17 protein-coding genes and 4 pseudogenes are annotated in these 23,474 nt (G+C 73.6%); 9 read left to right on the top strand and 12 right to left on the bottom strand.

Going from position 1 to position 23,474, the window contains the following annotated elements; translation table 11 throughout:
- Positions 1-46 precede the first annotated feature (46 nt).
- Positions 47-1,726: an alkaline phosphatase D family protein gene (locus ACGFQC_RS29920; RefSeq protein ID WP_363091490.1), complete on the top strand. Its 1,680-nt coding sequence runs from the start codon at positions 47-49 to the stop codon at positions 1,724-1,726.
- A gap of 25 nt (positions 1,727-1,751) precedes the next feature.
- Here ACGFQC_RS29920 and ACGFQC_RS29915 read toward each other — a convergent pair whose 3' ends face one another.
- Both ACGFQC_RS29915 and ACGFQC_RS29910 read right to left on the bottom strand, forming a co-directional pair.
- The gene (locus ACGFQC_RS29915; RefSeq protein ID WP_363091489.1) at positions 1,752-3,230 is read right to left on the bottom strand and encodes a cellulose-binding domain-containing protein; all 1,479 of its coding nucleotides are present in this window, start codon (positions 3,228-3,230) and stop codon (positions 1,752-1,754) included.
- 304 nt (positions 3,231-3,534) lie between these two features.
- Positions 3,535-4,875, bottom strand: coding sequence for a radical SAM protein (locus ACGFQC_RS29910; protein WP_363091488.1), 1,341 nt, complete (start codon positions 4,873-4,875; stop codon positions 3,535-3,537).
- A 145-nt stretch (positions 4,876-5,020) separates the two neighbouring features.
- Between ACGFQC_RS29910 and ACGFQC_RS29905 the strand changes: the two genes are divergently transcribed.
- The 3 genes from ACGFQC_RS29905 to ACGFQC_RS29895 all read left to right on the top strand — a co-directional run bounded on the left by ACGFQC_RS29905 (position 5,021) and on the right by ACGFQC_RS29895 (position 8,510).
- Complete coding sequence (locus ACGFQC_RS29905) at positions 5,021-6,265, top strand: FAD-binding protein (RefSeq protein ID WP_363091487.1); 1,245 nt, start codon at positions 5,021-5,023, stop codon at positions 6,263-6,265.
- Positions 6,266-6,487: 222 nt separating this feature from the next.
- A complete protein-coding gene (locus tag ACGFQC_RS29900) occupies positions 6,488-7,762 on the top strand; it encodes an ROK family protein (protein WP_363091486.1) in 1,275 nt (424 codons plus the stop codon).
- 256 nt (positions 7,763-8,018) lie between these two features.
- Positions 8,019-8,510 (top strand): hypothetical protein, encoded by a 492-nt coding sequence (locus tag ACGFQC_RS29895; protein ID WP_363091485.1) that lies wholly within the window; start codon positions 8,019-8,021, stop codon positions 8,508-8,510.
- Positions 8,511-8,512: 2 nt separating this feature from the next.
- On the opposite strand, the gene ACGFQC_RS29890 is transcribed toward ACGFQC_RS29895, so the two are convergent.
- Both ACGFQC_RS29890 and ACGFQC_RS29885 read right to left on the bottom strand, forming a co-directional pair.
- Positions 8,513-9,055 (bottom strand): hypothetical protein, encoded by a 543-nt coding sequence (locus ACGFQC_RS29890; RefSeq protein ID WP_363091484.1) that lies wholly within the window; start codon positions 9,053-9,055, stop codon positions 8,513-8,515.
- The gene (locus tag ACGFQC_RS29885) at positions 9,052-10,782 is read right to left on the bottom strand and encodes a PHP domain-containing protein (protein ID WP_363091483.1); all 1,731 of its coding nucleotides are present in this window, start codon (positions 10,780-10,782) and stop codon (positions 9,052-9,054) included. The genes ACGFQC_RS29890 and ACGFQC_RS29885 overlap by 4 nt, the downstream gene beginning before the upstream one ends.
- A 256-nt stretch (positions 10,783-11,038) precedes the next feature.
- Here ACGFQC_RS29885 and ACGFQC_RS29880 point away from each other — a divergent pair.
- Positions 11,039-12,390 (top strand): annotated as a pseudogene (locus ACGFQC_RS29880) (jacalin-like lectin).
- A gap of 156 nt (positions 12,391-12,546) precedes the next feature.
- On the opposite strand, the gene ACGFQC_RS29875 reads toward ACGFQC_RS29880, so the two are convergent.
- On the bottom strand, positions 12,547-13,677 hold the full coding sequence (locus ACGFQC_RS29875; RefSeq protein WP_393288928.1) for a hypothetical protein: 1,131 nt from the start codon (positions 13,675-13,677) through the stop codon (positions 12,547-12,549).
- A gap of 193 nt (positions 13,678-13,870) precedes the next feature.
- On the opposite strand from ACGFQC_RS29875, the gene ACGFQC_RS29870 reads away from it, so the two are divergent.
- A complete protein-coding gene (locus ACGFQC_RS29870; RefSeq protein WP_363091482.1) occupies positions 13,871-14,443 on the top strand; it encodes a WHG domain-containing protein in 573 nt (190 codons plus the stop codon).
- 146 nt (positions 14,444-14,589) lie between these two features.
- Here the strand turns inward: ACGFQC_RS29870 and ACGFQC_RS29865 are convergent, their stop codons facing one another.
- From ACGFQC_RS29865 to ACGFQC_RS29850, 4 genes and pseudogenes are all read right to left on the bottom strand, one after another.
- The gene (locus ACGFQC_RS29865) at positions 14,590-14,958 is read right to left on the bottom strand and encodes a VOC family protein (protein ID WP_363091481.1); all 369 of its coding nucleotides are present in this window, start codon (positions 14,956-14,958) and stop codon (positions 14,590-14,592) included.
- Between the two features lie 152 nt (positions 14,959-15,110).
- Positions 15,111-15,440 (bottom strand): hypothetical protein, encoded by a 330-nt coding sequence (locus tag ACGFQC_RS29860; protein WP_363091480.1) that lies wholly within the window; start codon positions 15,438-15,440, stop codon positions 15,111-15,113.
- Positions 15,382-15,582, bottom strand: a pseudogene (locus tag ACGFQC_RS29855) (hypothetical protein); the annotation flags it as partial. The gene ACGFQC_RS29860 and the pseudogene ACGFQC_RS29855, both read right to left, overlap by 59 nt.
- A gap of 177 nt (positions 15,583-15,759) precedes the next feature.
- Complete coding sequence (locus tag ACGFQC_RS29850) at positions 15,760-16,809, bottom strand: rhamnogalacturonan acetylesterase (RefSeq protein WP_363091479.1); 1,050 nt, start codon at positions 16,807-16,809, stop codon at positions 15,760-15,762.
- 191 nt (positions 16,810-17,000) lie between these two features.
- Here ACGFQC_RS29850 and ACGFQC_RS29845 point away from each other — a divergent pair, with 191 nt between their 5' ends.
- Entirely contained in the window at positions 17,001-18,683 is a 1,683-nt protein-coding gene (locus ACGFQC_RS29845; RefSeq protein WP_363091478.1) for a rhamnogalacturonan lyase B N-terminal domain-containing protein, read from the top strand.
- 15 nt (positions 18,684-18,698) lie between these two features.
- On the opposite strand, the pseudogene ACGFQC_RS29840 reads toward ACGFQC_RS29845, so the two are convergent.
- The 3 genes and pseudogenes from ACGFQC_RS29840 to ACGFQC_RS29830 all read right to left on the bottom strand — a co-directional run.
- A pseudogene (locus ACGFQC_RS29840) lies at positions 18,699-19,076 on the bottom strand (RICIN domain-containing protein); the annotation flags it as partial.
- 10 nt (positions 19,077-19,086) lie between these two features.
- Positions 19,087-20,226, bottom strand: a complete 1,140-nt coding sequence (locus ACGFQC_RS29835) for an aminoglycoside phosphotransferase (RefSeq protein ID WP_363091477.1) — start codon at positions 20,224-20,226, stop codon at positions 19,087-19,089.
- Between the two features lie 39 nt (positions 20,227-20,265).
- A complete protein-coding gene (locus ACGFQC_RS29830; RefSeq protein WP_363091476.1) occupies positions 20,266-21,693 on the bottom strand; it encodes an amino acid permease in 1,428 nt (475 codons plus the stop codon).
- A 129-nt stretch (positions 21,694-21,822) separates the two neighbouring features.
- Here ACGFQC_RS29830 and mmuM point away from each other — a divergent pair, with 129 nt between their 5' ends.
- Positions 21,823-22,821, top strand: coding sequence for a homocysteine S-methyltransferase (gene mmuM / locus ACGFQC_RS29825; RefSeq protein ID WP_363091475.1), 999 nt, complete (start codon positions 21,823-21,825; stop codon positions 22,819-22,821).
- A gap of 242 nt (positions 22,822-23,063) precedes the next feature.
- A pseudogene (locus ACGFQC_RS29820) lies at positions 23,064-23,324 on the top strand (winged helix-turn-helix transcriptional regulator); the annotation flags it as partial.
- Positions 23,325-23,474 lie beyond the last annotated feature (150 nt).

The raw sequence follows: 23,474 nt of genomic DNA, 5'->3' as shown, positions 1-23,474 counted from the left end.
GCCGAGGCCGCAGACGCCCCCCTGATCCTCACGGGAGCCGAGCCCCATGCGTCCGACCGGCCGTCACCGAACCCCGCTCCCCGGCGCCGCCCTCCAGCGGTCCGCGGCCCTTCACGGTCCCGAACCGCACGCCGCCGCACGGCACTTCGGCCGCCGCCGGTTCCTGACCCTGACCGCCGCCGCGGCGGCCCTCGCCTTCGCCACCCACACCCCCGCGCGGGGCGCGGCCGCCGCCCGCCGGCTCGACCCGGCGAGGATCTCCGAGGACCCCTTCACCCTGGGCGTCGCCTCCGGCGACCCGCTGCCCGACTCCGTGGTCCTGTGGACCCGGATCGCTCCGGCGCCGTACGAGCCGGGCGGGGGGCTGGCCGGGCAGAGCGTCGCCGTGGAGTGGGAGGTGGCGCGGGACGAGCGCTTCGGCCTGGTGGTGCGCAGCGGTACCGCCCTCGCGCTGCCCGAGTACCACCACACCCTGCACGTCGACGTCACCGGCCTGGACGCGGGACGGCCGTACTACTACCGGTTCCGGACGGGCGCCTGGACCAGTGAGACCGGCCGCACCCGCACCGCGCCGGCCCCCGGCGCCGCACCGGGTGCGCTCGCCTTCGCGGCCGTGTCCTGCCAGGCGTACCACGACGGGTACTTCACGGCGCACCGGCACCTCGCGCAGGAGGACGTCGACGTGGTCCTCCACCTCGGGGACTACCTGTACGAGTACCCGGTGGACTCCGCCGGCGGCGCGCGCGCCTACCCGGACCGGGTACTGCCCGCGGTGTTCGACCGGGAGACCGTCACCCTGGAGGACTACCGGCTGCGGTACGCCCTGTACAAGAGCGACCCCGACCTGCGTGCCGCCCACGCGGCCCATCCCTTCGTCGTCGCCTGGGACGACCACGAGACCGAGAACGACTACGCCGGCGCCGTCGACGAGCACGGCGGCCCGCCGGCCGGGTTCCTGCTGCGGCGGGCCGCCGCCTACCGGGCCTACTGGGAGCACCAGCCGCTGCGCGCGGGCCGGGCCCCGGTCGGCCCCGACATGCCGCTGTACCGGCGTCTGCACTGGGGCTCGCTCGCGCAGTTCGACGTCCTCGACACCCGCCAGTACCGCTCCGACCAGGCCTACGGCGACGTCCAGCACACACCCGGTCCCGAGTCCGACGATCCTGCGCGCACGATGACCGGCGCGGCCCAGGAGAAGTGGCTGCTGGACGGCTGGCGGGCGTCCGACGCCGTGTGGAACGTGGTGCCGCAGCAGGTCTGCTTCTCGCAGCGCAGACTGTCCACCGACGCGCGGGCGAAGATGTCGATGGACGCCTGGGACGGCTACCGCGCCTCCCGTGACCGCGTCCTCGCCGGAGCGCGGGCGGCCGGGGTGGACAACCTGGTCGTGCTGACCGGCGACGTCCACGTGGGCTACGCCTTCGACATCAAGGCCGACTTCGACGACCCGGCGTCCGAGACCGTCGGGACCGAGATCGTCGCCACGTCCGTCGCCAGTGGCAGGGACGGCACCGAGCGGCCCGCCAACTGGCAGACGTACCTCACTGCCAATCCGCACCTGCGCTTCTACGACGGCCGGCGCGGCTACGTCCGGGTGCGGCTGACCCCGGAAGCGGCCCGCGCCGACTTCCGCACGCTGACGGCCGTGACGACCCCCGGCTCCCCCGTCTCCACGGCGGCGTCCTTCGTCACGGAGGCGGGGAACCCGGGACTGACACCGGTATGACGCGGGCGTGCCGGCGGGCGGCCGGTCAGGACGGGGTGCAGGCGGCGCCGTTGAGGCTGAAGCCGTGCGGTGCGGTGTTCTTGTCGTGCCAGGAGGCGAGGAAGCCGAAGGAGAGGGTGCCGTCCGCCGGGACGTCCTTGTTGTAGTCGGCGGCGGTGGCGGTGACCCGCGAGCCGTCCTGGGCGACGCTCGCGTCCCACATCTGGTCGACCCGCTGACCGTCCCGGAAGGTCCAGGCGACCCGCCAGGAGTCGAGCGGCTCGGCGCTGGTCACGGTGACGGTGGCCTGGAAGCCGTCGGGCCACTGGTTGACGAGGTCGTACGCCACCTCGCAGGCCGCCGTGCCCGCGGTGGGCGACGAGGTGCCCTGGGGTTCCGGATCGGTCCGGCCCGTCGCCGACGGCGTACCGTCCGCGGACGGCTTCGGCGCACCGGAGCCGGCGCCGGTGTCCGCACCGGCCGACGAGGGGGAGGTGCCGGGCACGAGGGACGGCCCGGACGGGTTGCCGGGACCGGCCACCGGTGTGCTGTCGGCGGGGAGGCCGCCCTGGGCGGAGTCGCCGCTCTCGCCGAACGGCATCAGCGAGACGGCGAGGGCCACCGCGGAGACGAGGACGGCGGCGACGAGCAGGCCGCCCCGCAGGGTGCGGGCCTTGTCGGCGGCCGGGTCGTGCCACTCGCCGTCCGGGTCGGGCGCGGCCGGGCCGCCGGCGCTCATCCGTACCTCGGCGGCACGGCGGCGACGCTCCAGGTAGGCGAGTCCACCCCAGCCGATCACGCCCTGGGCCAGCGCCGCCGGCAGCCCGCCGCCGTGCAGCCGCAGACAGGCCGCGGCCTCCGCGCACTCCACGCAGGTGGCGAGGTGCCGGGAGAGGTCCTCCGGCGTCTCGGCGACGGGCGAGCGGGTCACGGCGTCGAGGAGGCGGACGTAGCTGCGGCACTCGGCGTCCATCGGCGTGTCGAGATGGTTGCGGTGGCAGCGGTCCCGGAACAGGCCGCGGACCTGGTTCAGCTCCTCCATCGCGGCGGCCGGGTCCAGCCCCTGCCTGCGGGCGACGGCGCGCGGCGGCAGCGCCTCCACCTCCGCCAGCCACAGCAGCGAGGCGTCCGGCTCCTGCATGTCGCGCAGCCCGCGCAGCGCGACGGGCCGGCGCAGGGGCGGTCCGGTGTAACGGGCGGCTTTGTCGGAGTTCAGCCACAGCCGCAGGTCGGGATCGAGTCGGTGGCCCTGTCCCCGGGCCTCCCAGGCGGCCGCCGTGGTGCGCACGGCGGTCAGCAGCAGGGGGATCCGGGGCAGCCGGGACGCGCGGCGGCCGGCCGCGTGCCGGGTACCGTCCTCGGCCGCACGGGCCTCGCGTATGCCGAGCGCGAACGCCTCGCGGGCCAGGCCGTTGGCCGCGGTCGACCCGGAGGTGCACAGGTCGGCGTACGACAGGACGGCGTCCCAGCACTCCGAGAAGAGAGCGGCCTCGGCGGCGTCCTTGGGGGTCGGCAGGTCGGGCATGAGTCTCCTGCATCCACAAGCGAGGTCAACTCAACATGTCGGCAATGGAGTTGGGGGGAACCTCGCGGCAGAGGCAGAGCTTTTCACGAGTTGCGCACAACTGACAAGCGCGCTGTTCAGATGTCAGTACAGGGCGGCCCGCGCCGCCGACCGGGGCCTCCGGAGCGGACGCGGGCCGCCCCGCGACTCGATGTGGAGGCGCTCCTTCCTCCGCGACGGCCACGGTACCGGCTTCGGCCGTGGCCGGGCCCGTGAACGGCCGGTCACCCGGGGACGGCCCGGTCGTGGCCGGACCCGGGCGCGGTCAGACCGCCGGGGGTTCGTCCTCCGTGGCCGAGGGCTCGTTCGCCTGCAGGCTGTCCATGAAGGAGCTGACGGAGAAGACGGCACGTCCGGGGCCGGGCGGCCCGTAGCCGGGGGGCGAGGACAGGCCGAACTCGTCCATCGTGGCCCGGTACGCCTGGAGCAGGCGGATGTGGTACTCCAGCGGCGCGCCCTGCGGGTTGGCCTTGCCGAGCGGGGTGGTCGGCTCCGGGCACCAGGTGGTGAAGCGGGGCGTGATGCCGTGCGACATGAAGAAGCGCAGGCCCTCGGTGGTGGAGGCGATCGCCTCGTCGACCGTCTTGAAGCCGAAGGGCTCGGCCATCTCCACCCCCGCCACGAAGTTGGGGATGACGTTGCGCGCGCCGAAGATCTCGGCGGAGTCCAGGATGCGCTTGTGCCACTCGTCGCGGCCGACGTAACGCTCCTTGCCGGGGCAGTACATCTTGAACAGGTACTCGTCCCACACCTCGTAGTTGGGGTGGTAGATCTGCACGCCGTGGTCCTTGAAGCGCTGCACGTCGTCGCGCGGGAGGGCCTGGGCGACGACCTTGCCGATCCAGCGGCCCGGGAAGCGCTCCTCGATGGCCTTGGCGTAGTGGCCGTAGAAGTCGGCCTCGTCGCGCCCGGAGACGGTCCTGGTGATCGCGCCGCCGGTGAGCGTGTAGGCGGTGGAGGCCTTCGCGGTGTCGTAGCGGTCGATGATCTCCAGGGCCTCGAGGACCTCCTCGACGTCCTTGACCCCGGTGTACGGCCGGCCGGCCGCCTTGTGCTGGCGCCAGTTGTGGTTGATGTCGCAGTACTGGCACTCCTCCTTGGCGCCGAAGTACTGGCAGACCCGGAAGACGGTCAGGTAGATCAGGTAGCCCCACTGGATGGTGGGGGCGACCTCCATGACGGACTTCCCGTTGGAGAGCTTGTGCCGGTAGTACTCGGGCATGGGCGGGACGCCGACGTCCGAGATCCGCTTCCCGTCGAGGTAGAGACCGAGCATCCCGTCCTCGTCGGCCGCCACCCGGTACGGCGAGGCGGGGTTCACCCGGACCGAGACGACGGTGCGCCGCAGGCCGTAGGGGCCCCCGGTGAGGATGATCTCCTCCGGTGGGCGGCGCAGCGCGGCCTCGCCCAGCTCGGGGAGGGTGCCGTGGTCGAAGGAGAAGATGAAGTACGACTTCGGCTTGACCTCGCCGCCCTCGTTGTCGCTGAGCGCGGAGGGGTCGAAGGCCACGCCTCCGCGCAGCAGGTCCTCCTTGAGGACGGCCTCCCGCGGCACGTGCGGAAACCGCTCCATCAGATCCTCGACCAGCGCGGTACGGCTGCCCATCGTCTCTCCTCCCGGCTCAGGCGTACGACTCCTCACGGTATGCCCCCGCTCGCGCGGGGGTGGGGGCGGGGGGCCTCGTGTTGCGGGCAAGGTAGGTTCCACCTGGGAATTCCTGGTTCTCGATGTCCCCGGGAGGGCGATTCGCATGGCCGAGACCGTGACCAACTGGGCGGGCAACATCACGTACGCCGCCGGGGAGCTGCACCGTCCCGCCTCGCTCGACGCGCTGCGCTCGCTCGTCGCGGCGAGCGGGCGGGTGCGGGTGCTGGGCAGCGGGCACTCCTTCAACGCGATCGCCGAGCCGGGCGCGGACGGGGTGCTGCTGTCGCTGGGCGCGCTGCCCGCCGAGGTCGAGGTGGACCCGTCGGCGCGGACGGTGCGCGTCGGCGGCGGGGTGCGGTACGCCGAGCTGGCCCGGCGGGTGCACGCGCACGGGCTGGCGCTGCCGAACATGGCCTCGCTGCCGCACATCTCGGTGGCCGGCTCGGTGGCGACCGGCACCCACGGTTCGGGAGTGGGCAACGGTCCTCTCGCGGCGCCGGTGCGGGAGGTGGAGATCGTCACGGCGGACGGGTCGACGGTCGTGATCGGGCGGGGGGACGAGCGGTTCGGCGGGGCCGTCACCTCGCTGGGCGCCCTCGGTGTCGTGACCGCGCTCACCCTGGACCTGGAGCCGGCCTTCGAGGTCGAGCAGCATCTGTTCACCGAACTTCCCCTGGACGGGCTGGACTTCGAGACCGTCGCGGCGGCGGCGTACAGCGTGAGCCTGTTCACCGACTGGCGGGCACCCGGGTTCCGGCAGGTGTGGCTCAAGCGGCGCACCGACCAGCCCCCGGCCGACTTCCCGTGGGCGGTTCCGGCCACCGAGGCACTGCATCCGGTACCGGGGATGCCCGCGGTCAACTGCACCGAGCAGTTCGGTGTGCCGGGGCCGTGGCACGAGCGGTTGCCGCACTTCCGCGCGGAATTCACGCCGAGCAGCGGGAACGAGCTGCAGAGCGAGTACCTGCTGCCGCGTGAGCACGCCGCCGACATCCTGCGTGCGGTCGACGGTGTCCGGGAGACGGTCGCCTCCGTGCTGCAGACCTGCGAGGTGCGTACCGTCGCCGCCGACGAGCAGTGGCTGAGCCCGGCCCACGGGCGGGACTCCGTCGCCGTGCACTTCACCTGGGTCGACGACACGGCAGCCGTGCTGCCGGTGGTGCGGGAGCTGGAGGCCGTACTGGAGCCGTTCGAGCCCCGGCCGCACTGGGGCAAGGTGTACGAACTGCCCGCCGCCGCGGTGCGCGGACGGTATCCGCGGATCGACGACTTCCGGGCACTGGTGCGGGAACTGGATCCGGCCGGGACGTTCACCAACGCCTTCGTGCGGGACGTCCTCGGCCCGTGAGCCGCCACCCCTGGCCGCGACTTCGTCGACCCCCTTTCCTAACCCCTTGTCGAACCTTGTCGCACGCCATAGCCTGACGCCGCGCCGGCGCCGTCCCGGCCTCGGCGTCCGACGTGCGGGAACATCGACAGGTCGGCAGGTCGACTGTCGGCAGTCGGAGGTCGGCAGTCGGCAGTCGGACGTCGGACGTCGGACGTCGGCACAGCAGAGAGAGGTTCTCCGGTGAAGCGCACTTCGCGTGACATCCGTACCGCGAACCGCTACGAGGTGCTGCGCCAGATCATCGCCCGGTATCCGACCTCCCGGCAGGAGCTGGCCGCGGCCACCGGCCTCAGCCTGGCCACCGTCGCCACCCTGGTCGGTGAACTGCTCGACCTGCGCATGATCACGGAGGTCGGCTTCGAGGACTCGGCCGGCGGCCGGCCCCGCGGCCTGGTGGCCGTCAACGCCGCCGGGGGTGCGCTGATCGGCGTGGACATCGCGGAGACGTACGTCCACGTCGAGCTGTTCGACCTCGCGCTGAACGTGCTGGCCCGCGCCGAGGAGGACATCCGCCCCGGCGAGAGCCGCCCGGAGCAGGTCGTCGCCCATGTCGCCGCGGCCGTGGACCGGGTCGTCGCGCAGGCGGGCGTCGAGACGGCCCGGGTGCTCGGGGTCGGCGTGAGCGTGCCCGGGCAGGTGGACCGGGACACCGGGATCGCCGAGTACGCGCCCAACTGGGACTGGCACGACGTGCCGCTGCGCGACCTGCTCCGCGCGCATATCGCGTGTCCCCTGCACCTGGACAACCCGCTGCGCGCCTGCGCGGTGGCCGAGCTGTGGTTCGGCGCCGCGCGCGGGCACGGGGACGCCGTCGTCGTCAATCTCGGCACCGGGGTCGGCGCGGGGCTCGTGCTGGGCGGCGCACTGCACCGGGGGGTCAGCAACAGCGCCGGCGAGTGGGGGCACACCACGCTCGTGCTCGACGGCCGGCTGTGCCACTGCGGCAACCACGGCTGCGTGGAGACGTACGTCGGCGCGCCCGGGATCATGCAGAACCTGCGCGAACACAGCCCGCGCAGCCCGCTGCTGCACCCGGAGGACCAGACCGCCACCGTCGACGCGCTGGCCCGCGGAGTCGCCGCGGGCGACCCGGTCGCCGTCAAGGTGGTCCGGGACACCGCCCGTTACCTGGCCGCCGGCATCGCGGACCTGGTGAACCTCCTCAATCCGGAGGTCGTCGTGCTGAGCAGCTGGGTCGCCGCGCGGCTCGGCGACCCCCTCCTCGACGAGGTCCGTGAGGCCGTCGCCCGGCACGCGCTGCGGCGTCCACTGGCCTCGACCAGGATCGTTCTCTCGCCGATCCCCACCGACCCGGTCTGCCTGGGCGCGGCGACGTTCGCGCTCGAGGGGGCGCTGCAGGCGGTGGGGCAACGGAGCACGCAACGCGCGGCTGCCGCCACGGCTCCGGGCTCCGTCTCGGCCGCGAACAGGGGACGTACGGCGCCGTCGGCCTGACCGGCACGGAACCGGATGTCGGGCGCGGTGGCGGGAGTTCGGGGGTGGCCTCGTGCAGTACTTCCGCGCCCACGGTGAGGCGGGGACCGAACAGGCCGTCAACCACCACCTGGTCTTCACGGCCACGGCCACGGCCCTGTCCGTCCTGCCCTGTTGCCGGTGTTCCTCTTCCTCCAGCGCTGGCTGGTGCAGGGGATCGCCCGGACCGGCGTCAAACGACTACCGCCGGGGGCTGTCATGATCCACGATGACCTGCATGAACGGCTCTCACGACAGTCCCCGCTCCGTCCGGCCCGGCGAGTACCCGCTGTGGGAGGAGGCCCTGGCGCTCGTCCACCGGGACCTGGACGCGCTGCTCCCCGGCCGGGGTCCCCTGCGGCTGCTGGCCCTGCCGTCCTGGGACGAGGAGGAGGCCGAGGACGGGTCGGGGCGCGAGCACGTGTACGTCGCCCTGCCCGACGGCCGCCGGCACGGCAACCACCTCTGGCACGGCTCCGCGTCCGATCCCGACACCGCGCTCGCCGAGGTCGCCGAGGCCGCGCAGGAGACCGTGCTGGAGTGCCTGTGGCAGGTCTGGCCGGTCTGCGGCGAGCACGGTCTCGGGATGCACGCGGGCCAGGAGGACGGCCGGGCGGTGTGGTGGTGCGCGGGCGGCCGCGCTCCCGGGGGCCCCGCGCACGTGCGGGCGGTGGTCGGTGAGCTGGACGCGCCGCACCGACCGCGCCGGGCCCGCCGCAAGCCGCGCTGACCTCAGTGGTCCGCGCAGCAGGGCGTCGGTTCGGGCACCTCGAAGGGGACCAGGGTGCCGCCCGCGGCGGGCATCGCGGCGAGCACCAGCTCGCCGTCCTGCCACTGCGGGCGGACGTGATCGTTCGTCACCAGCCTTGCCGACAGCGGTGGTTGATCCGGAGTGCCCAGGACCGTGACCCGGTCGATCGCGGACCCGGACAGCACCTCCCCGACCGTCGTCGTGCCGCGCAGCCGGTCAGCCCCGCGGTACAGCACCGCGCGGCCCACGGAGTCCGGGGCGCCCACGCCCACCTCGTACCCCCGGGCCACCAGCCGTGCGCGCATCTCGTCCAGCTCCGCCGCCGTCTCCGGTGCGAGGGAGACGGCGACGCGCGGCCGCTCGCCCCGCAGGAGGTGGGTGCAGCCGAACACCCCTTCCGCGAGGTCGAGTTCCGCCGCGAGGGTGCGGAGCAGGTGATCGGCGGTGCGCAGGTCACGCGAACCGGCGTCCACCGTCAGGACGTACGGCGTGCGGGTCGACGGCGTGCGGTCGTGCGGTGTCACGACGGCAGGACCCAGACCGGGTTGGTGTAGAACCAGAGGTCGGCCCACGGGTCGGCGTCACCGACGACGTCGATGGCCGGGCCCGCCGGGTCGACGGCCGCGCCCATCGCGCCGACGGCGCTGCGGTTGCCGTCCGAGCCGCGCAGCCGGAGGTACACCGGCCGGTCCACCCGTCCGAGGTCGTAGGTGAGCCGTACCGTCCCGGCCGTCTTGTCGACCTCGTAGGTGCGGACGACCTTCGCGGTCGGCGCGGTGAAGGTGTCCTTGTCGGCGACCGGGCCCGTGACGTCGCCCTGGATGACGTCCACGCGGGCCAGCTCGGGCACGAAGCCCGCCCAGTTGGTGCCGGCGGCGAGCGCCACGTCGACCGTCAGCTTCACCGACGTGCCCTTCTTCACGTGCAGGGCACCGCCGAGAGTGGCCCAGCGGCCGCCGCCGGCCACCCGCACGTCGAGCCCGTCGACGAGCTGCCCGTGGTCGACCCAGACGCGTCCGGCGCGGATGCCGTCCATGACGGCGGCGTAGGAGAAGCCGTCGGAGCCGACGTGGGTACGGCTGTACTGGCCGGGCCAGTAGTCGCCCTGGGTGATGTCGATCCTGCCGCCGTAGACCGGGTCCCGGTAGCGGCCGTCGGTGGCGAAGTCGCCGCCGGGGCCGCGCACGGCGGTGTCGGCGTAGACCTGGTGGGAGTCGGAGTTGGCGGTGATCCACCAGGGCTTGCCCTCGGCGAGGAGGCTGTCCCACAGCCCGCCGACCGTGGCCGTCATCCAGTCGAAGCCGCCCCAGGTGCGGTAGCTCTCCAGCGGGTAGCCGGGGAAGGAGTTGGCGCCGGGGTTGTTGTCGTAGATGCCGCGGGCGCGGCCCATGCCGAGCGGGGCGGGCAGGCCGGCGGCCTGGTGGCCGGGCGCGCCCTCGAAGCCGACGGCGATCTGACGGCTCGCGGGCGTCGCGTCGCGCCAGGCGCGGATCTCGTGCGGGGAGTCGACGCCGCGCCGCGCCGGGTGGTTGGCGAGCATCAGCGCGTCCTTGACCTTGCGGCGGCGGACCTGCTCGCCGAGGAAGGCGAGTCCGGCGACGGCGAGGGCCTCGTTGGCGGGCGTCGAGTCGGAGGCGCCCTTGACGCTGCCGTCGTAGTCGGTCTCGAACTGCTTCAGGACGGAGACCTCGTTGCGCCCCGGGTGGACGAAGACGGTGCCGTGTTCGGCGCCCGGGATGTTCCACTCCAGGCCCTGGAAGACGAGGGTGTCCTCGTGCGCGGCCCGGGCCTGCCTGATGTCCGGGTTGACCTTCTCGACGCCGATCCTGGCGTGCGTGGCGCTGCCGTGGTCGGTGATGACCAGCCAGTCCATGCCGTGCCTGGCGCCCTGCCGGACCTGGTCGACGACGCGGTACTTGCCGTCGCTGCTGTACTGGGTGTGGATGTGGTGGTCGCCGGCCAGCCAGAGGAAGCCCGTGGAGCGGCGGCCGGCGCGGGCCGGGGCCGCCGGGGCGGCGGCGGCCGGAGTCGCGGCGGCCGTCTGACCGAGGACGCTTCCGGCGGCGAGACCGGCGCCGAGCAGACCGGCGCGGCGCAGCAGCGACCGGCGGGACCGCTGCTCGGGGCTGAGTGCCTCGTCGGGAACGGAGGCGTCGAAGGCGGCGGGCAGCGCGGTGGCCGCCTCGTGGTCGTGGTGGTGCTCGTGTCCGTGATGGTGGTGGCCGTGCGCGTGTCCGTGCCCGTGTCCCATGGTGCCCTCCCGGTTGCCGCTGCCTTCCGCGGCTGCCTTCCGCGGCGCGTGCACGCCGCGTGAGGAGAATCAGGGCGAAACATGAATTTTGAACGACCGGGGGGTGAGCGGCGGCCGACCCGGACACGGCGGCTCGCCCCAGCTTCCGCTGTTCCCCCAACTGCCCTTTCCCGTCAGACTGATTGCCACCGAATCTGAGCAGCGTTCGCCTTCCCGGCAGTCCGCCCCCCACCCCCCACCGGGAGACACCCCCACCATGAGACGACGACTCCTCGGCACCCTCACGGCCACCGCACTCGCCCTCACCGGCCTCGCAGCCACGCGCGCGACGCCCGGCGCGGCCGCCGCCCCGCCACGCCCGCCGCCGCGGCGGCCACCACCGGTTCGTTCAACGTGCTCACCTACAACGTGGCGGGTCTGCCCGAGGGCCTGAGTTCGGGCCGTCCGGCGACCAACACCCCCCTGATCTCACCGCGGCTGGGGGCGTACGACATCGTCAACGTCCAGGAGGACTTCAACCACCACGCGGCGCTGTACGCGGGGGACGACCACCCCCACCGGACCGCGACGAGCGGCGGCGTCCCGTTCGGCGACGGCCTCAACACCCTCTCCGACTACGCCTTCGAGGACTTCGAGCGGGTGCGGTGGAACGCCTGCACGGGCACCAACTGCCTCACCCCGAAGGGTTTTTCGCTGGCCCGGGTGCGGCTTGCCGAAGGCGTCTTCCTGGACCTGTACAACGTGCACACCAACGCCGACTCGACGGACGACGCGATGGCCGCCCGGCGCGCCAACATCGAGCAGCTGTCGGACTTCATCCAGGCGAACTCGTCCGGCAACGCGGTGGTCGTGATGGGTGACACCAACACCCGTTACACCCGGGCCGGGGACAACATCCGCACCCTCGTCACCGAGAACGGGCTCACCGACCCCTGGGTGGAGCTGGTCAAGGGCGGTACGCCGCCGGACCGGGGCGCGGACGCGCTGGTCTGCCCGACGACGGCCCCGACGAACGACTGCGAGGTGGTGGACAAGGTCCTCTACCGCGGCAGCAGGCTCCTGTCGCTCGACGCCACCCGGTACCGGAACGCGTGGGCGTCCTTCCTGGACTCCGCGGGCGGCAACCTCTCCGACCACTTCCCCCACACGGTGGACTTCTCCTACACCCTCGGCTCCGGCCTGCAGGCGAGCGACTTCTTCGGCGGCCCCCACGGCACGGCGTTCACCGACGCGGACGACCTGCCGGCCGTCCCGGCCCCCCGCACCCTCACGCTGCGCGGCGGCTCCCGCGTGGACGCCGTCTCTCTGACCCACGACGGCGGTACGGTCCTCACCCACGGCGGCACCGGCGGCACGGCCGCCTCGCTGACCCTGGCGACGGGTGAGCACCTCACGTCCGTCAAGCTGACGCAGGGCCAGAAGGACGGCCGTACGCGCGTCTTCTCGGCGTCCTTCACGACCGACAGGGGCCGCACCCTGTCGACCGGCACGGCGACCGCCGACGCGACAACCTTCACCGCCCCGCCCGGCTGGCAGATCGTCGGCTTCACGGGCCGCGCCGGAGCCGAGGTGGACAAGCTGGGGGTGGTGTACGCGCCGGCCGGCTGAGGCCGCCGGCGCGGAACGGGCCCCGCGGGGCGCGGCTGCTCGCGGGGCGGTCGCCACCGGCTTCCGGTACGGGGCCGCTGCCCCGGTACCGGGGCAGCGGTTCCGGCGCCCGGCACGGCCGTGGCCGGACGCCGTCGAGGGCGGCTGCCGCCGATGTCAGACGCGGGTCAGCGTGGCGCAGTCGGAGAGGCCCTCCTCGAAGCCCCTGCTGCGGTCGTACGGGTCTTTGGCCGGCCCGGTGGGAGGAGGCGCCGTCGCCTCCGCGCTCGGGAAACGGGGGTGCAGGAAACCGTCGTTGACGTCGCAGGCGTCGTTGCCGAAGTCGCCGTTGTACTCGACGAGGGTCAGACGGCCGGGGGTGACGTCGTACCGGGCGGGGTCGGGGAGTTCGACGTCGAGGGAGCGGCGGACGATCGTGCGCGTCACCTCGGTGCTGCCGTCGGCCCGGGAGACCGGATAGACGAAGGTGTAGTCGGCGTGGACGGCGACCCCGGCGTACTTTCCCTTCCCGACCGTCATGCGCCCGCGGGTCTTGACCACGCCGCCGACGAGCCGCACCTCGTCGGGGTCGAAACGGCTGAACAGGCCGAGGGGGTCGTGGTCCTCGTCCGGGGAGCGCAGGGAGCCGTTCAGATCGTCGAGCAGGTGCGGTTGCGTCGGGTCGAGGAGGGCCAGCGCGGCCTCGGGCCGCTCACCGCGCAGGGTCCCCGGGTCGAGATTCGCGGCGATCAGCAGCTTCTGGGTCAACCGCAGGGCCTCCGCGACGCGTTCCTCCTGGACCGAGCCGACCGCCTTCGCGGGCGGCGGGACGATACCGGCCTCGCCGTCGGCCCAGCCGAGCGCGGGCGAGCCGGCGAACGGCCGGTCGAGCGTGGGGACCTCCTCCGGCGCCGGGGCGGGCGCGGCGGTGGGAGCGGCGGTCTCCGCCGGAAGCGGCGTCACCGTCACGGCCTCGGGCCCTCCCGCTCCGAAGGGGTCGCCGGGCAGCAGCGACGGCTTCAGCGACACCGCGAGCGCGCACAGGGCCAGGGCGACACCGAGGAAGGGCCACACCTGCCGCCGTCGACGGCGGGCACCCGGGTCCGGGCCGCCTCGCCACGGCTGGGGCGCCTCACCGCGGGCGTCCTGTCGGCGCAGCCGCTCGGTGACCATGCGGGCACGGGCGGAAGGCTCCTTCGGGGCGGAGTCGGGCGCGCCCCGCTCGCTCTCCCGGAGGAACGCCCGCAGGTCCTCGTCGGATATGGACGAGTCGCCGTTCCCGGACTCTTCGGAGGATCTGCCGACCACCTGTGCACGCCTTCCCGCTGTTCACGAATGGGGACGTTCTAAACGATCCCTCAGCGCTTCCACAAGCGGCTCACACGCTTCCACCGGGGGCAGTGACCATGATCACGCCGCATTCGCCGCGAAGGCACCCCACCGAGACAGCCCTTAGGATCCTCCCGACCCACCAAGGCCCCCGAAGAACAAGGCGTCCCCCATGCCCCGAGCCGGCCTCACCGCGGACCTCCTGGTCACGGCCGCCGCCGACCTCGCAGACGAGGCCGGGTTCGACAACGTCACCCTCTCCGCGCTGGCCCGCCGCTTCGGCGTCAAGGACGCGAGCCTGTACTCGCACGTCCGGAACATCCAGGACCTGCGGACCCGCCTCGCGCTGTACGCGGGTGCCGAGCTGATCGACCGGATCGCCCCGGCCGTCGCGGGCCGCTCCGGCAAGGAGGCCCTCGCGGCCTTCGCCGGCGCCTACCGCGAGTACGCGCTGGAGCATCCGGGACGGTACGCCGCCACCCAGATCCCCATGGACCAGACCCTGGTCGCCGAAGCCCCGGCGTTCCGCCGCACCGCCGAGATCACCTACGGCATGCTCCGCGCGTACGGCCTCGAGGAACCCGACCTCACCGACGCCGTACGTCTGCTGCGGAGCACCTTCCACGGCTACTGCACCCTGGAGGCGGGCGGCGGCTTCGGCGCGCCCCGCGACGTCCAGCGCTCGTGGGACAAGGCGGTCGAAGCCCTGCACACGGCCCTGACGCACTGGCCCACCGGCGAGTGACCGGCGCCCTCGGGCGGCGGCGAGGATCCGTCGCGTCGAGAATCGAGATCGGGGACCGGGAATCGGGGACCGGGGACCGGGAATCGGGGACCGGGGACCGGGGAACGGCTTTTCGCGCGCGGTGACCGCCGCCGGGCCGGCGGGCCTCAGCCCGCCCGCTCCGCCGCGCTCCGCTCCACGCAGAACTCGTTGCCCTCCGGGTCCGCGAGGAGCGCCCACCCGCTGCCGTCCGGCCGGCGGTGGTCGGCGACCAGGGTGGCGCCGAGGGCGAGCAGGCGGTCGACCTCCTCGTCGCGGGTGCGGTCCTGCGGCTGGAGGTCGAGGTGCACGCGGTTCTTGACGGTCTTGCGCTCGGGGACCGTCACGAAGAGCAGGCCGGCGCCCTCGATGAGCGCCTCCTCGTCGCCGGGACGGTCGTCCTCGTGGAGGGGCTCACCGAGGGCCGCGGACCAGAACGTCGCCAGGCCGTGGGCGTCCGCGCTGTCGATCGTCACGTGGCGGATTTTGGAAGTCATGCCGGGATTCTCGTGCAACCGCCTCCGCGGGGCAACGCGCGCACCGGCACGTTGCCCGACGGCAGCACGTTCCCGGGCACCGACGCCTTCCCGGGCACCGGCCCGTGCCACGTCCGGTGGCCCGCCCCGGGCGCGGGCGGCCGCCGCCCGCCTCAAGTCCCGGAAGCCGGCGGCCCGTCCGTCCCCGCCGCACCGGTGACCCGTACGCCGTCCGGCGAGACGGTCACCCGGACCTCGGGCCCTTCGCCGAAGCGGACGTGGACGATCCCTTCCGCCGCGTCCGTCGTCCGCACCGGCACGGACTCCTCCAGCGGAACCGGGTCCGGCTCGCCGGTCAGGCGGGCGAGGGCGACGAACAGCGAGCCGGCGTCACCGACGTCCCCGGTGACGCCGGTGACGCCGGTGACGCCGGTGACGCCGGTGAGCGAGTCGTCCAGGCCTGGACCAGCTCTCGCGGGCGCCGGGGAGGGGGTAGAGGGCACGATCCTCGGTGGCGTAGGGCTCCACGGCGGCCAGCAGGGCGTCGGCGGCCGCCTCCCAGTGGGCGCGGGTGAAACCGGTGCGGGGGCTGCTTCCTTCCGAACCGGCCGGGGCGGACGGACGGGCGGACGGGGCCTGCGGCACCGGCCTCCTGTCTTCGCTGCCGGCCGGTGGCGGTGGCGGTCACGCCCTTCCTCCCGTACCGGCGGGCCGGTGGCGGCGGGCCGGAGCCGGTGGCGGCGCGGAGCCTGGGGGCGTCCCGGTTCCGGTCGGAACGGAGCCTGGGGGCGTCCCGGTTCCGGTCGGGGCGCCCCCAGGTGTCTATCCCACCCGTACGAGGCCCTCCGGCACCAGGCGCAGGGCGACGAGTTCGTCACGGACCAGGCCCGCGTAGACGGTGGCGCCGTGTGCCGAGGTGTGCGTGTTGTCCCGTTTCTCGTTGTAGAGGTACAGGGCCTTGGACCCTTCCACGCCCAGGGACTCCACCAGGGCCTTGGTCTTCGCCGTGAGGTCGATCAGCGGGACGTCGTGCGCCGCGGCGACCGAGCGGACGACGGCGGGGTGGTCGACGCCGAGGCCGTTGACCAGCAGGGCCGTTCCGTTGTTCAGCGTGCCGTCGGCGTTGAACCAGCGGCGCACGATCGGGGTGACGAGGACCGGCTCGCCGCCCTTCGCGCGGACGCCGGCGACCAGGGTTTCCAGGTTCGCCCGGTAGGTCGCCCCGTCGGTCGTCTTGTCGTTGTGGGCGAGCTGGATCAGCACCAGGTCGCCGCGGTGGATCCGCGGCTGGACGGTGGCCCACAGCCGCGGGTTCCCCAGATAGGTGACCGTGCTCTCACCGGAGTCCGCGTGGTTGGCGACGGAGACGCCTTTGCGCAGGTACTGCGGGAGTTGCTGACCCCAGCCGGAGTACGGGTCGCCCGGCTGGTCGCAGACCGTGGAGTCGCCGACGAGGAAGATCTGGCGGGGGTGCCGGGCGGGGGTGACGCGGATGCCGGCGAGGGCGGGGGCCGAGCCACCGAGGACGAGGTCCAGGCCGGGGGTTCCGTCGGCACCGGTCGGTTCGCCCTCGGGTGTGCGGACGTTCACGGTGAAGCTGCGCGCGACGCGCTCGCCCGCCGCGACGGCGGTCTCGGGGAGCAGGGCACGCCGGGTCTCGCCGCCGACGGCGGTGCTCGACGCGGCCTCGCCGCCGAGGAGGACCTTCACGTCGTAGGTGCCGGGCGGCACGTCGAAGTGGCAGGCGGTGGCGGTGCAGTCGGCGATGCCGAACGGCGGGCCCGCGCCGTCGTCGGCCCGGGCGGCGGGTACGGCCGTCAGGGCGGTGGCCAGGGCCAGCGCCGCCGGCACGGCGGGGGTGAAACGTCTCACTTGCGGCTCCTCGGTCGCGGCAACAGGACCTGGCGGAGGACCGTACCGCCTCCGGCAAGCGCTTTCTAGACCTCAGGCCCATTTCGCGGGATTGCCAACTCCCTTCCAACGAAAGCCCTTTCGCGAAATCGATTCAACTGCCACGCTGACCAGTCACCCGCACCCCCACACCTCCCGAAGGAGGCACCCCCATGTCCGGATCCGACAGCCACCGGCCGGTCCGACGCCGCACCTTCGTCCTCGGCGCCGCGGCCGCCGCCGGCACCGCCGCGCTCGCCGGTCCCCTCGCCGCCCCCGCGTCCGCCGCGGCCTTCGGCTGGACCGACGACGGCTCGCACTACGTCGTCGACACCGGCGCGAGCCTCGTCTTCAAGGTCAGCAAGACCAACGGCGACCTGACCTCGCTCGTCCACCGCGGCGTGGAGTACCAGGGCTACGGCGGCATGAACTCGCACGTCGAGTCCGGCCTCGGCGCCTCCGCCGTGTCGGTGAAGCAGTCCGGTTCGACGATCCTGATCTCCGTCGCGTACGGCACGCTGAAGCACTACTACGCGGCCCGCAGCGGTGAGAACAACGTCTACCTGTGGACCTACAAGGCCGACACGTCCGTCCCGGCGACCCGTTACATCCTGCGCGTGAGGAAGGGCCTGTTCCTCAACGACGAACCGGACTCCTACACGTACACCACCAGCACCATCGAGGCCTCGGACGTGTTCGCGAAGTCCGACGGCCAGACCCGCTCCAAGCACTACGCGAGGCGTCGGGTCATGGACTACGACCACGTCGGCTGGAGCGCCGGCGGCGTGGGCCTGTGGATCGTGCGCAGCAACCACGAGAAGGCCTCCGGCGGCCCCTTCTACCGGTCCCTCCTGCGCCACCAGAGCGCGGACGGCGGCGGCCTGTACGAGATCCTCCACTACGGCCAGAACCAGACCGAGGACCAGCGCTTCGGCCTCCAGGGGCCGTACGTCATCGCGTTCACGGACGGCGGCGCCCCCTCACCGGCGCTGTCCCCGGGCACACTGACCACGCCGTGGGCGGACTCGCTGGGCATCGCCGGGTACGTCGGGGCGAGCGGCCGGGGCCGGGTCGCGTGCGTCGGCATCACGGGGCGGAACACGGCGTACCCGTACACGGTGGGACTGGCCAACGCGGCCGCCCAGTACTGGGGTTCGGCACGGGCGTCGGACGGCTACCACTCCATCGGCGGAGTGCTGCCGGGGACGTACACGCTGACCGTGTACAAGAGCGAGCTGGCGGTGTACAGCACACAGGTGACCGTGTCCGCCGGGTCGACGACCACCCTCAACTCGATCGCGATCCCGGCCACGAACGACCCGGGCAACGCGAGCGCCGTCTGGCGGATCAACGAGTGGACCGGCTCGCCCGCCGGCTTCAAGAACGCCGACCTGATGACGTACGCGCACCCCTCCGACGTCCGGGCCGCCCCCTGGACGGGCAACGTGGTCGTCGGCAGCGGCAGCGAGACCTCCGCCTTCCCCTGCTACATCTGGAAGGACGTCAACAGCGGTCTGCTGGTGTACTTCCGGCTCACCGCGGCCCAGGCCGCCGCCGCGCACACCCTGCGGATCGGCGTGACGACGGCCTACGCCAACGGCCGCCCGCAGGTCGTCGTCAACGACACCTGGACCTCGGCCGTCCCCTCCCCGCCGACCCAGCCGAACACGCGGTCACTGACCAACGGTTCCTACCGGGGCAACAACCACACCTTCACCTACAACGTCCCGGCGAGCGCCTGGCGGACGGACACCGGTCAGTACAACGTGCTGAGGATCAACGTGGTGAGCGGTTCGGGGACGACCGGCTTCCTCAGCGCGGGGACCGCTTTCGACGCGATCGACCTCCTGGCCTGACGAACTGAAGAAACGTCAGGTTCCACGAGTCCACTGCTGGTTCGTGCCTCCGTTGCAGGTGTACGTGATGACGGCGGCGGAGTTGGCGGTGGACGCGCCGTTCACGTCCAGGCACTCGCCGCCGGCGCGGGACCTGACGCTGACCCAGCTGCCCGACGTGGTGAGCGACCACTGCTGGGCGGCGGCCGTGGCGTCACAGTTCTCCTGGGTGACGGTGTTCGCGTTCTCCCGCACGCAGAGGGAACTGTTCCTGACGACCAACTGGTGGTAGCCGCTTCCGACCGGCTTGAACCAGTACTTCTGGTTGCCGCCGCCGTTGCAGTCGTACTGCTCGAGCTGCGCGCCCGGCCAGAGGGACTGACCGGTGACGTCGGCGCACCTGACGGAGTGCCGGGTGCGCCCGTCACCGTCCGCTCGGCGCCTGCGGGAATCCGACCTGTGGCGCCAGTCGGCGCGCCTCCGCCGCCCACCGTGCCAGGAAGGCCAGCGTCGTCCCGCGTTCCCGGTAACGGAGTTCGGCCTGCACCGTCCGTGTGCCGCCGTAGTCCCGTTGCTCCTCCCCCGCCCGCGCCAGCATCAGGGCGGTGATCCAGTCGTACTTCACCGCCGACGCGCACACCCCCAGCCGTACGAGCCGCTCGTCGCCCCGCCATCCGCCCTGCCGCAGCCCGTGGAGATAGGCCTCGTACGCCGTCGCCGCGTAGGCGGGCAGGCGCGCGGCGGGCAGGAACAGGTCGAGAACGGTGTCGGGGAGGTAGTTGCCGAGGTCCTCGCCGAGCGCGCCGTCGCCCGCGAAGGCCCAGTCGAGGACGACGGAGCCCGGCGGACGCGCTTCGTCCGCGCGGGCGTTCGCGGGCCACAGGTCGAGATGGCTGAAGGCGCGCGGCAGCTTCTCCATGACCTGGAGGAACCACTCCCGGTCGTGATGCAGGCGGACCATGGCGCCGCGCAGACCGGGCGGGAAGTGGTCGCGCACCAAAGGCTGCCGCCACGCCTCGTCGTCGTCGAGGAGTTCGAGTCCGAGGGTGTTGCTCTCGACGTACTGGCGCAGGAACCGTCGGGTCAGCCAGGGCCGGTCGGTCGCCTCGGGACCTCCCTGCGCTGCCTGCGCTCCTTGGGCCGCGCCGAGCCTGCGGGCCTGCTCGACGTGTCGCTCGACCGTCCAGGAGGTGGCGGGCTCGCCCGGGACGTCCTCGAGCCACAACGCCACGTCCCCGTCCGGCCGTTCGACGCACGCCAGCAGGCCGGGCGCACGGATGCCGTACGGCTGCCACGTCTGCGCCAGGCCGGACGCGTAGACGTGGGCCTCGCGCCGCCAGTGGTTCCAGTGCCGCGGGTCGTCCGAGGCGGCCCAGCGGCCCTCGGCCGCCTTCCTGCGGGTCAGCACCTTCAGCACCGCCGACCGGTCGCCGGCACGGACCCGCCACACACCGGCGGTGACCCCGTTCTTCGGGTTGTGCGCGAGGGGTTCGGCGGACGCCCGGCCGGCGCCGGGGCCGAGGACCTCGCGGGCCTCGGCCTCCGGGGCGGCGATGTCGGTCACGCGCCCAAGATACTCACGCCGGTCGGCACGGTCACCCGGTCACCCGGTCGGCGCGCTCGGCTCCGGCGTCTCCCGGCGGCCGCGCAGCCACACGTACACCGGGATGCCCGCGAAGAGGAACAGCACGCCCTGGTAGACGGCGGCGTAACCGGCTCCCGCGATCAGCCAGAAGGAGAAGGCGAAGGAGAGGGCGGCCACGACGAGGTCACGGGCCAGACCCGCGGGACGGACGCGTTCGCGGGTGCCGCGGGCCAGCCAGTACAGCTGGGCCGCGGCCGACAGCAGGTACGGGACGCAGCCGGTGAACGTGGTGATGAGGACCAGCACGCGGAACGTGGTGTCGGGGCCCGCCGTGTAGTTGAGGCCGATGAGCACCGTGCCGAGGACGGCCACGGCCCACACTCCGAAGCCGGGCACCCCGCCCTTGCCGACACGGGCGAACGGCCGCGGGAACAGTCCGTCGCGGGCGGCGGCGTACGGCATCTGCGCGGCCAGCAGGATCCAGCCGTTGAGGCAGCCGACGATGGAGGCGACGGCGACCAGGGAGATGACGGTGCCGCCCCAACTGCCGCCCGTGATCGCGTTCACGGCGTCGGCGAAGGGCGCTCCGGAGTCGACGAGCCGCTCGTGCGGGACCAGGCCGAACACGGCGACCGTGCCCAGCAGGTAGACGAGCGCGGATCCCAGCGTGCCGAGGACGCCCGCCCGGCCGACGGTGCGTTCGGGGTCGTCGACCTCGCCCGCGCTGACGGCCGCCGACTCCACGCCGAGGAAGCTGTAGAGCAGGAGGGCGGCGGAGGCGGCGAGCGCGCCCGGAACGCTGTCCCCGGAAGCGTTGAACGGCCCGAAGTTGTCGGTGTCGACGAAGAACAGACCGACCGTGGCGACCACCAGCAGCGGGACGAACTTCAGGACGGTCGACACGATCTGCACCGTGCCCACCCAGCGGGTGCCGGCGAAGTTGGCGGCGGCCGGCAGCCACAGCGCGGCCAGCGCGACGGCCGCTTCGAGGGCGTGACTGCCGTGCAGCGGTATCAGCACGTCGACGTAGCCGACGACGGCGACGGCCAGCGCGGCGATGCTGACCCAGCACATCGTCCAGTACGACCAGGCGGACAGGAAGCCGGCGAAGGGGCCGAACGCGTCGCGCGGGTACACGTACAGGCCGCCGGTGACAGGGCTGCGGCGGGCCAGCCTGCCGAAGAGGAGGGCGAGGAGGAGCGCGGCCACGGAGAGGACGACGAAGGCGAGCAGGCTGACCGTGCCGTACGGGGCGACCGCCGCGGGCAGCGCGAAGATGCCGCCGCCGATGATGTTGCCCATGACGAGGGCGGTGGCGGCGGCGAGGCCGAAGCGGCGTCGGCGGGGAGCGGGTGCGGGAAGGGGTTCGGGTGCGGGTGCGGGGCTGAGGCCGGGGCCGGTGGCCGGGCCGGGGCCGGTGGCCTCGGTGGTGTCGGGGGAAGTCATGGCGGGTCCGTACGGGTGCGGTGGGGCGGGGAGTGCGTGATCGTAGCCCCGCGTCCCACATCGTGGGCGATCCGTTCACCTGGTGGACACCCTCGGTTCGTCCGTTCCGGGTTCGGTTAGCGTCGGGGCATGACCAGCGACACCCCTTCCCCACCCGGTCCCTCCGTGCACGGCAGCTCGGCCCACGGCCCTTCGGGACCGGCTTCCGGCCCGCGCCGGCCCGCCCTCGCCGCGGCGCTCGCCGCCGGGACGGTGGTCCTCGACGGCGGCATGTCCAACCAGCTGGAGTCCGCCGGACACGATCTGAGCGACGAGTTGTGGTCGGCGCGACTGCTCGCGGAGCGGCCCGAGGCCGTCACCGAGGCGCACCTCGCCTACTTCGACGCAGGCGCGGACGTGGCCATCACCTCCAGCTACCAGGCGACTTTCGAGGGCTTCGCGAAGCGCGGGATCGACCGTGGGGAGGCGGCCCGCCTGCTCGCGCTGAGCGTGGAGCTGGCTCAGGAGGCGGCCCGGCAGGCCCGGGACAGGGGCGTTCGCCGGCCGTTGTGGGTGGCGGCGTCGGTGGGGCCGTACGGGGCGATGCTCGCGGACGGGTCCGAGTACCGGGGCCGTTACGGGCTGACGGTGGACGAGCTGGAGCGGTTTCACCGGCCCCGGCTCGAGGTGCTGGCGGCCGCCGGGCCGGACGTGCTGGCACTGGAGACCGTCCCGGACGCGGAGGAGGCCGAGGCGCTGCTGCGGGCGGTGCGCGGACTGGGCGTGCCGGCCTGGCTGTCGTACAGCGTCGCGGGTGACCGCACCCGCGCCGGGCAGCCGCTGGAGGAGGCGTTCGCCCTGGCCGCGGAGGCGGACGAGGTGATCGCGGTCGGTGTGAACTGCTGTGCCCCCGAGGACGTCGAGGATGCCGTGACGACGGCGGCGCGGGTGACCGGCAAGCCGGTCGTCGTCTACCCCAACAGCGGCGAGGCCTGGGACGCCGGGGCCCGCGCCTGGAACGGCCGCTCGACGTTCGCCCCCGAACAGGTCCTCGCCTGGCGGGACTCGGGCGCACGGCTGATCGGCGGCTGCTGCCGGGTCGGTCCGGACGCGGTGGCGTCGATCGCGCGGACGCTGACCGTGACGTGACCGGACCGGAGCCGTGACCCCGGCGCGGGCGGACCGGAGCCGTGACCCCAGCGCGGGCGGACCGGAGCCGTGACCCCAGCGCGGGCGGTTCGGACGGTGAGCCGGCGGTCCCGGCCGGGGCCCCACCGCGAGCCGGCCCGCCACCCCCGCACGGACCGACCGCGGACCACCGGCGGACCGACCGCGGACCACCGGCGGCGCGGCACGGGACCAGGTCCTCGCCACGAAAGCCGTTCAGTCGAGGCGACCGCACGCTGCGGTTCAGCGCGCTGCGGGACGAGATCGAGGGCATCAGCCACAAGATGCTCACCCAGAACCTGCGCATGCTGGAGCGCGACGGCCTGGTGGAGCGGACCGTCCACCCCACGGTGCCGCCACGGGTCGAGCACGCCCTGACCGAGCCGGGTCACGCCCTGCGCGTGACGATCGACGGACTGTGCGACTGGACGCACCGGTACCTCGGCCACATCGAGACCTCGCGCCGGCGCTTCGAGGAGGCCTGAGCGGGAGTCTCCCCCTCGCGGGGGGGGGGGGGGGGGGGGGGGGGCGGGGGGCGCGCGCCCCCCCGCGCCCCCCCCCCCCCCCCCCCCCCGCCCGCCCCCCCCCCCCCCCCCCCCCCCCCCCCCCCCCCCCCCCCCCCCCCCCCCCCCCAC

Source organism: Streptomyces sp. NPDC048734 (assembly GCF_043198675.1).
Lineage (GTDB): Bacteria > Actinomycetota > Actinomycetes > Streptomycetales > Streptomycetaceae > Streptomyces.
This window is presented reverse-complemented; position numbering and strand designations above follow the sequence as displayed.

Coding starts and splice junctions, on each gene's coding strand:
- ACGFQC_RS29920 (WP_363091490.1), top strand. CDS start 47: ATGCGTCCGACCGGCCGTCACCGAACCCCGCTCCCCGGCGCCGCCCTC.
- ACGFQC_RS29915 (WP_363091489.1), bottom strand. CDS start 3,230: ATGCCCGACCTGCCGACCCCCAAGGACGCCGCCGAGGCCGCTCTCTTC.
- ACGFQC_RS29910 (WP_363091488.1), bottom strand. CDS start 4,875: ATGGGCAGCCGTACCGCGCTGGTCGAGGATCTGATGGAGCGGTTTCCG.
- ACGFQC_RS29905 (WP_363091487.1), top strand. CDS start 5,021: ATGGCCGAGACCGTGACCAACTGGGCGGGCAACATCACGTACGCCGCC.
- ACGFQC_RS29895 (WP_363091485.1), top strand. CDS start 8,019: ATGAACGGCTCTCACGACAGTCCCCGCTCCGTCCGGCCCGGCGAGTAC.
- ACGFQC_RS29885 (WP_363091483.1), bottom strand. CDS start 10,782: ATGGGACACGGGCACGGACACGCGCACGGCCACCACCATCACGGACAC.
- ACGFQC_RS29870 (WP_363091482.1), top strand. CDS start 13,871: ATGCCCCGAGCCGGCCTCACCGCGGACCTCCTGGTCACGGCCGCCGCC.
- ACGFQC_RS29865 (WP_363091481.1), bottom strand. CDS start 14,958: ATGACTTCCAAAATCCGCCACGTGACGATCGACAGCGCGGACGCCCAC.
- ACGFQC_RS29845 (WP_363091478.1), top strand. CDS start 17,001: ATGTCCGGATCCGACAGCCACCGGCCGGTCCGACGCCGCACCTTCGTC.
- ACGFQC_RS29830 (WP_363091476.1), bottom strand. CDS start 21,693: ATGACTTCCCCCGACACCACCGAGGCCACCGGCCCCGGCCCGGCCACC.
- mmuM (WP_363091475.1), top strand. CDS start 21,823: ATGACCAGCGACACCCCTTCCCCACCCGGTCCCTCCGTGCACGGCAGC.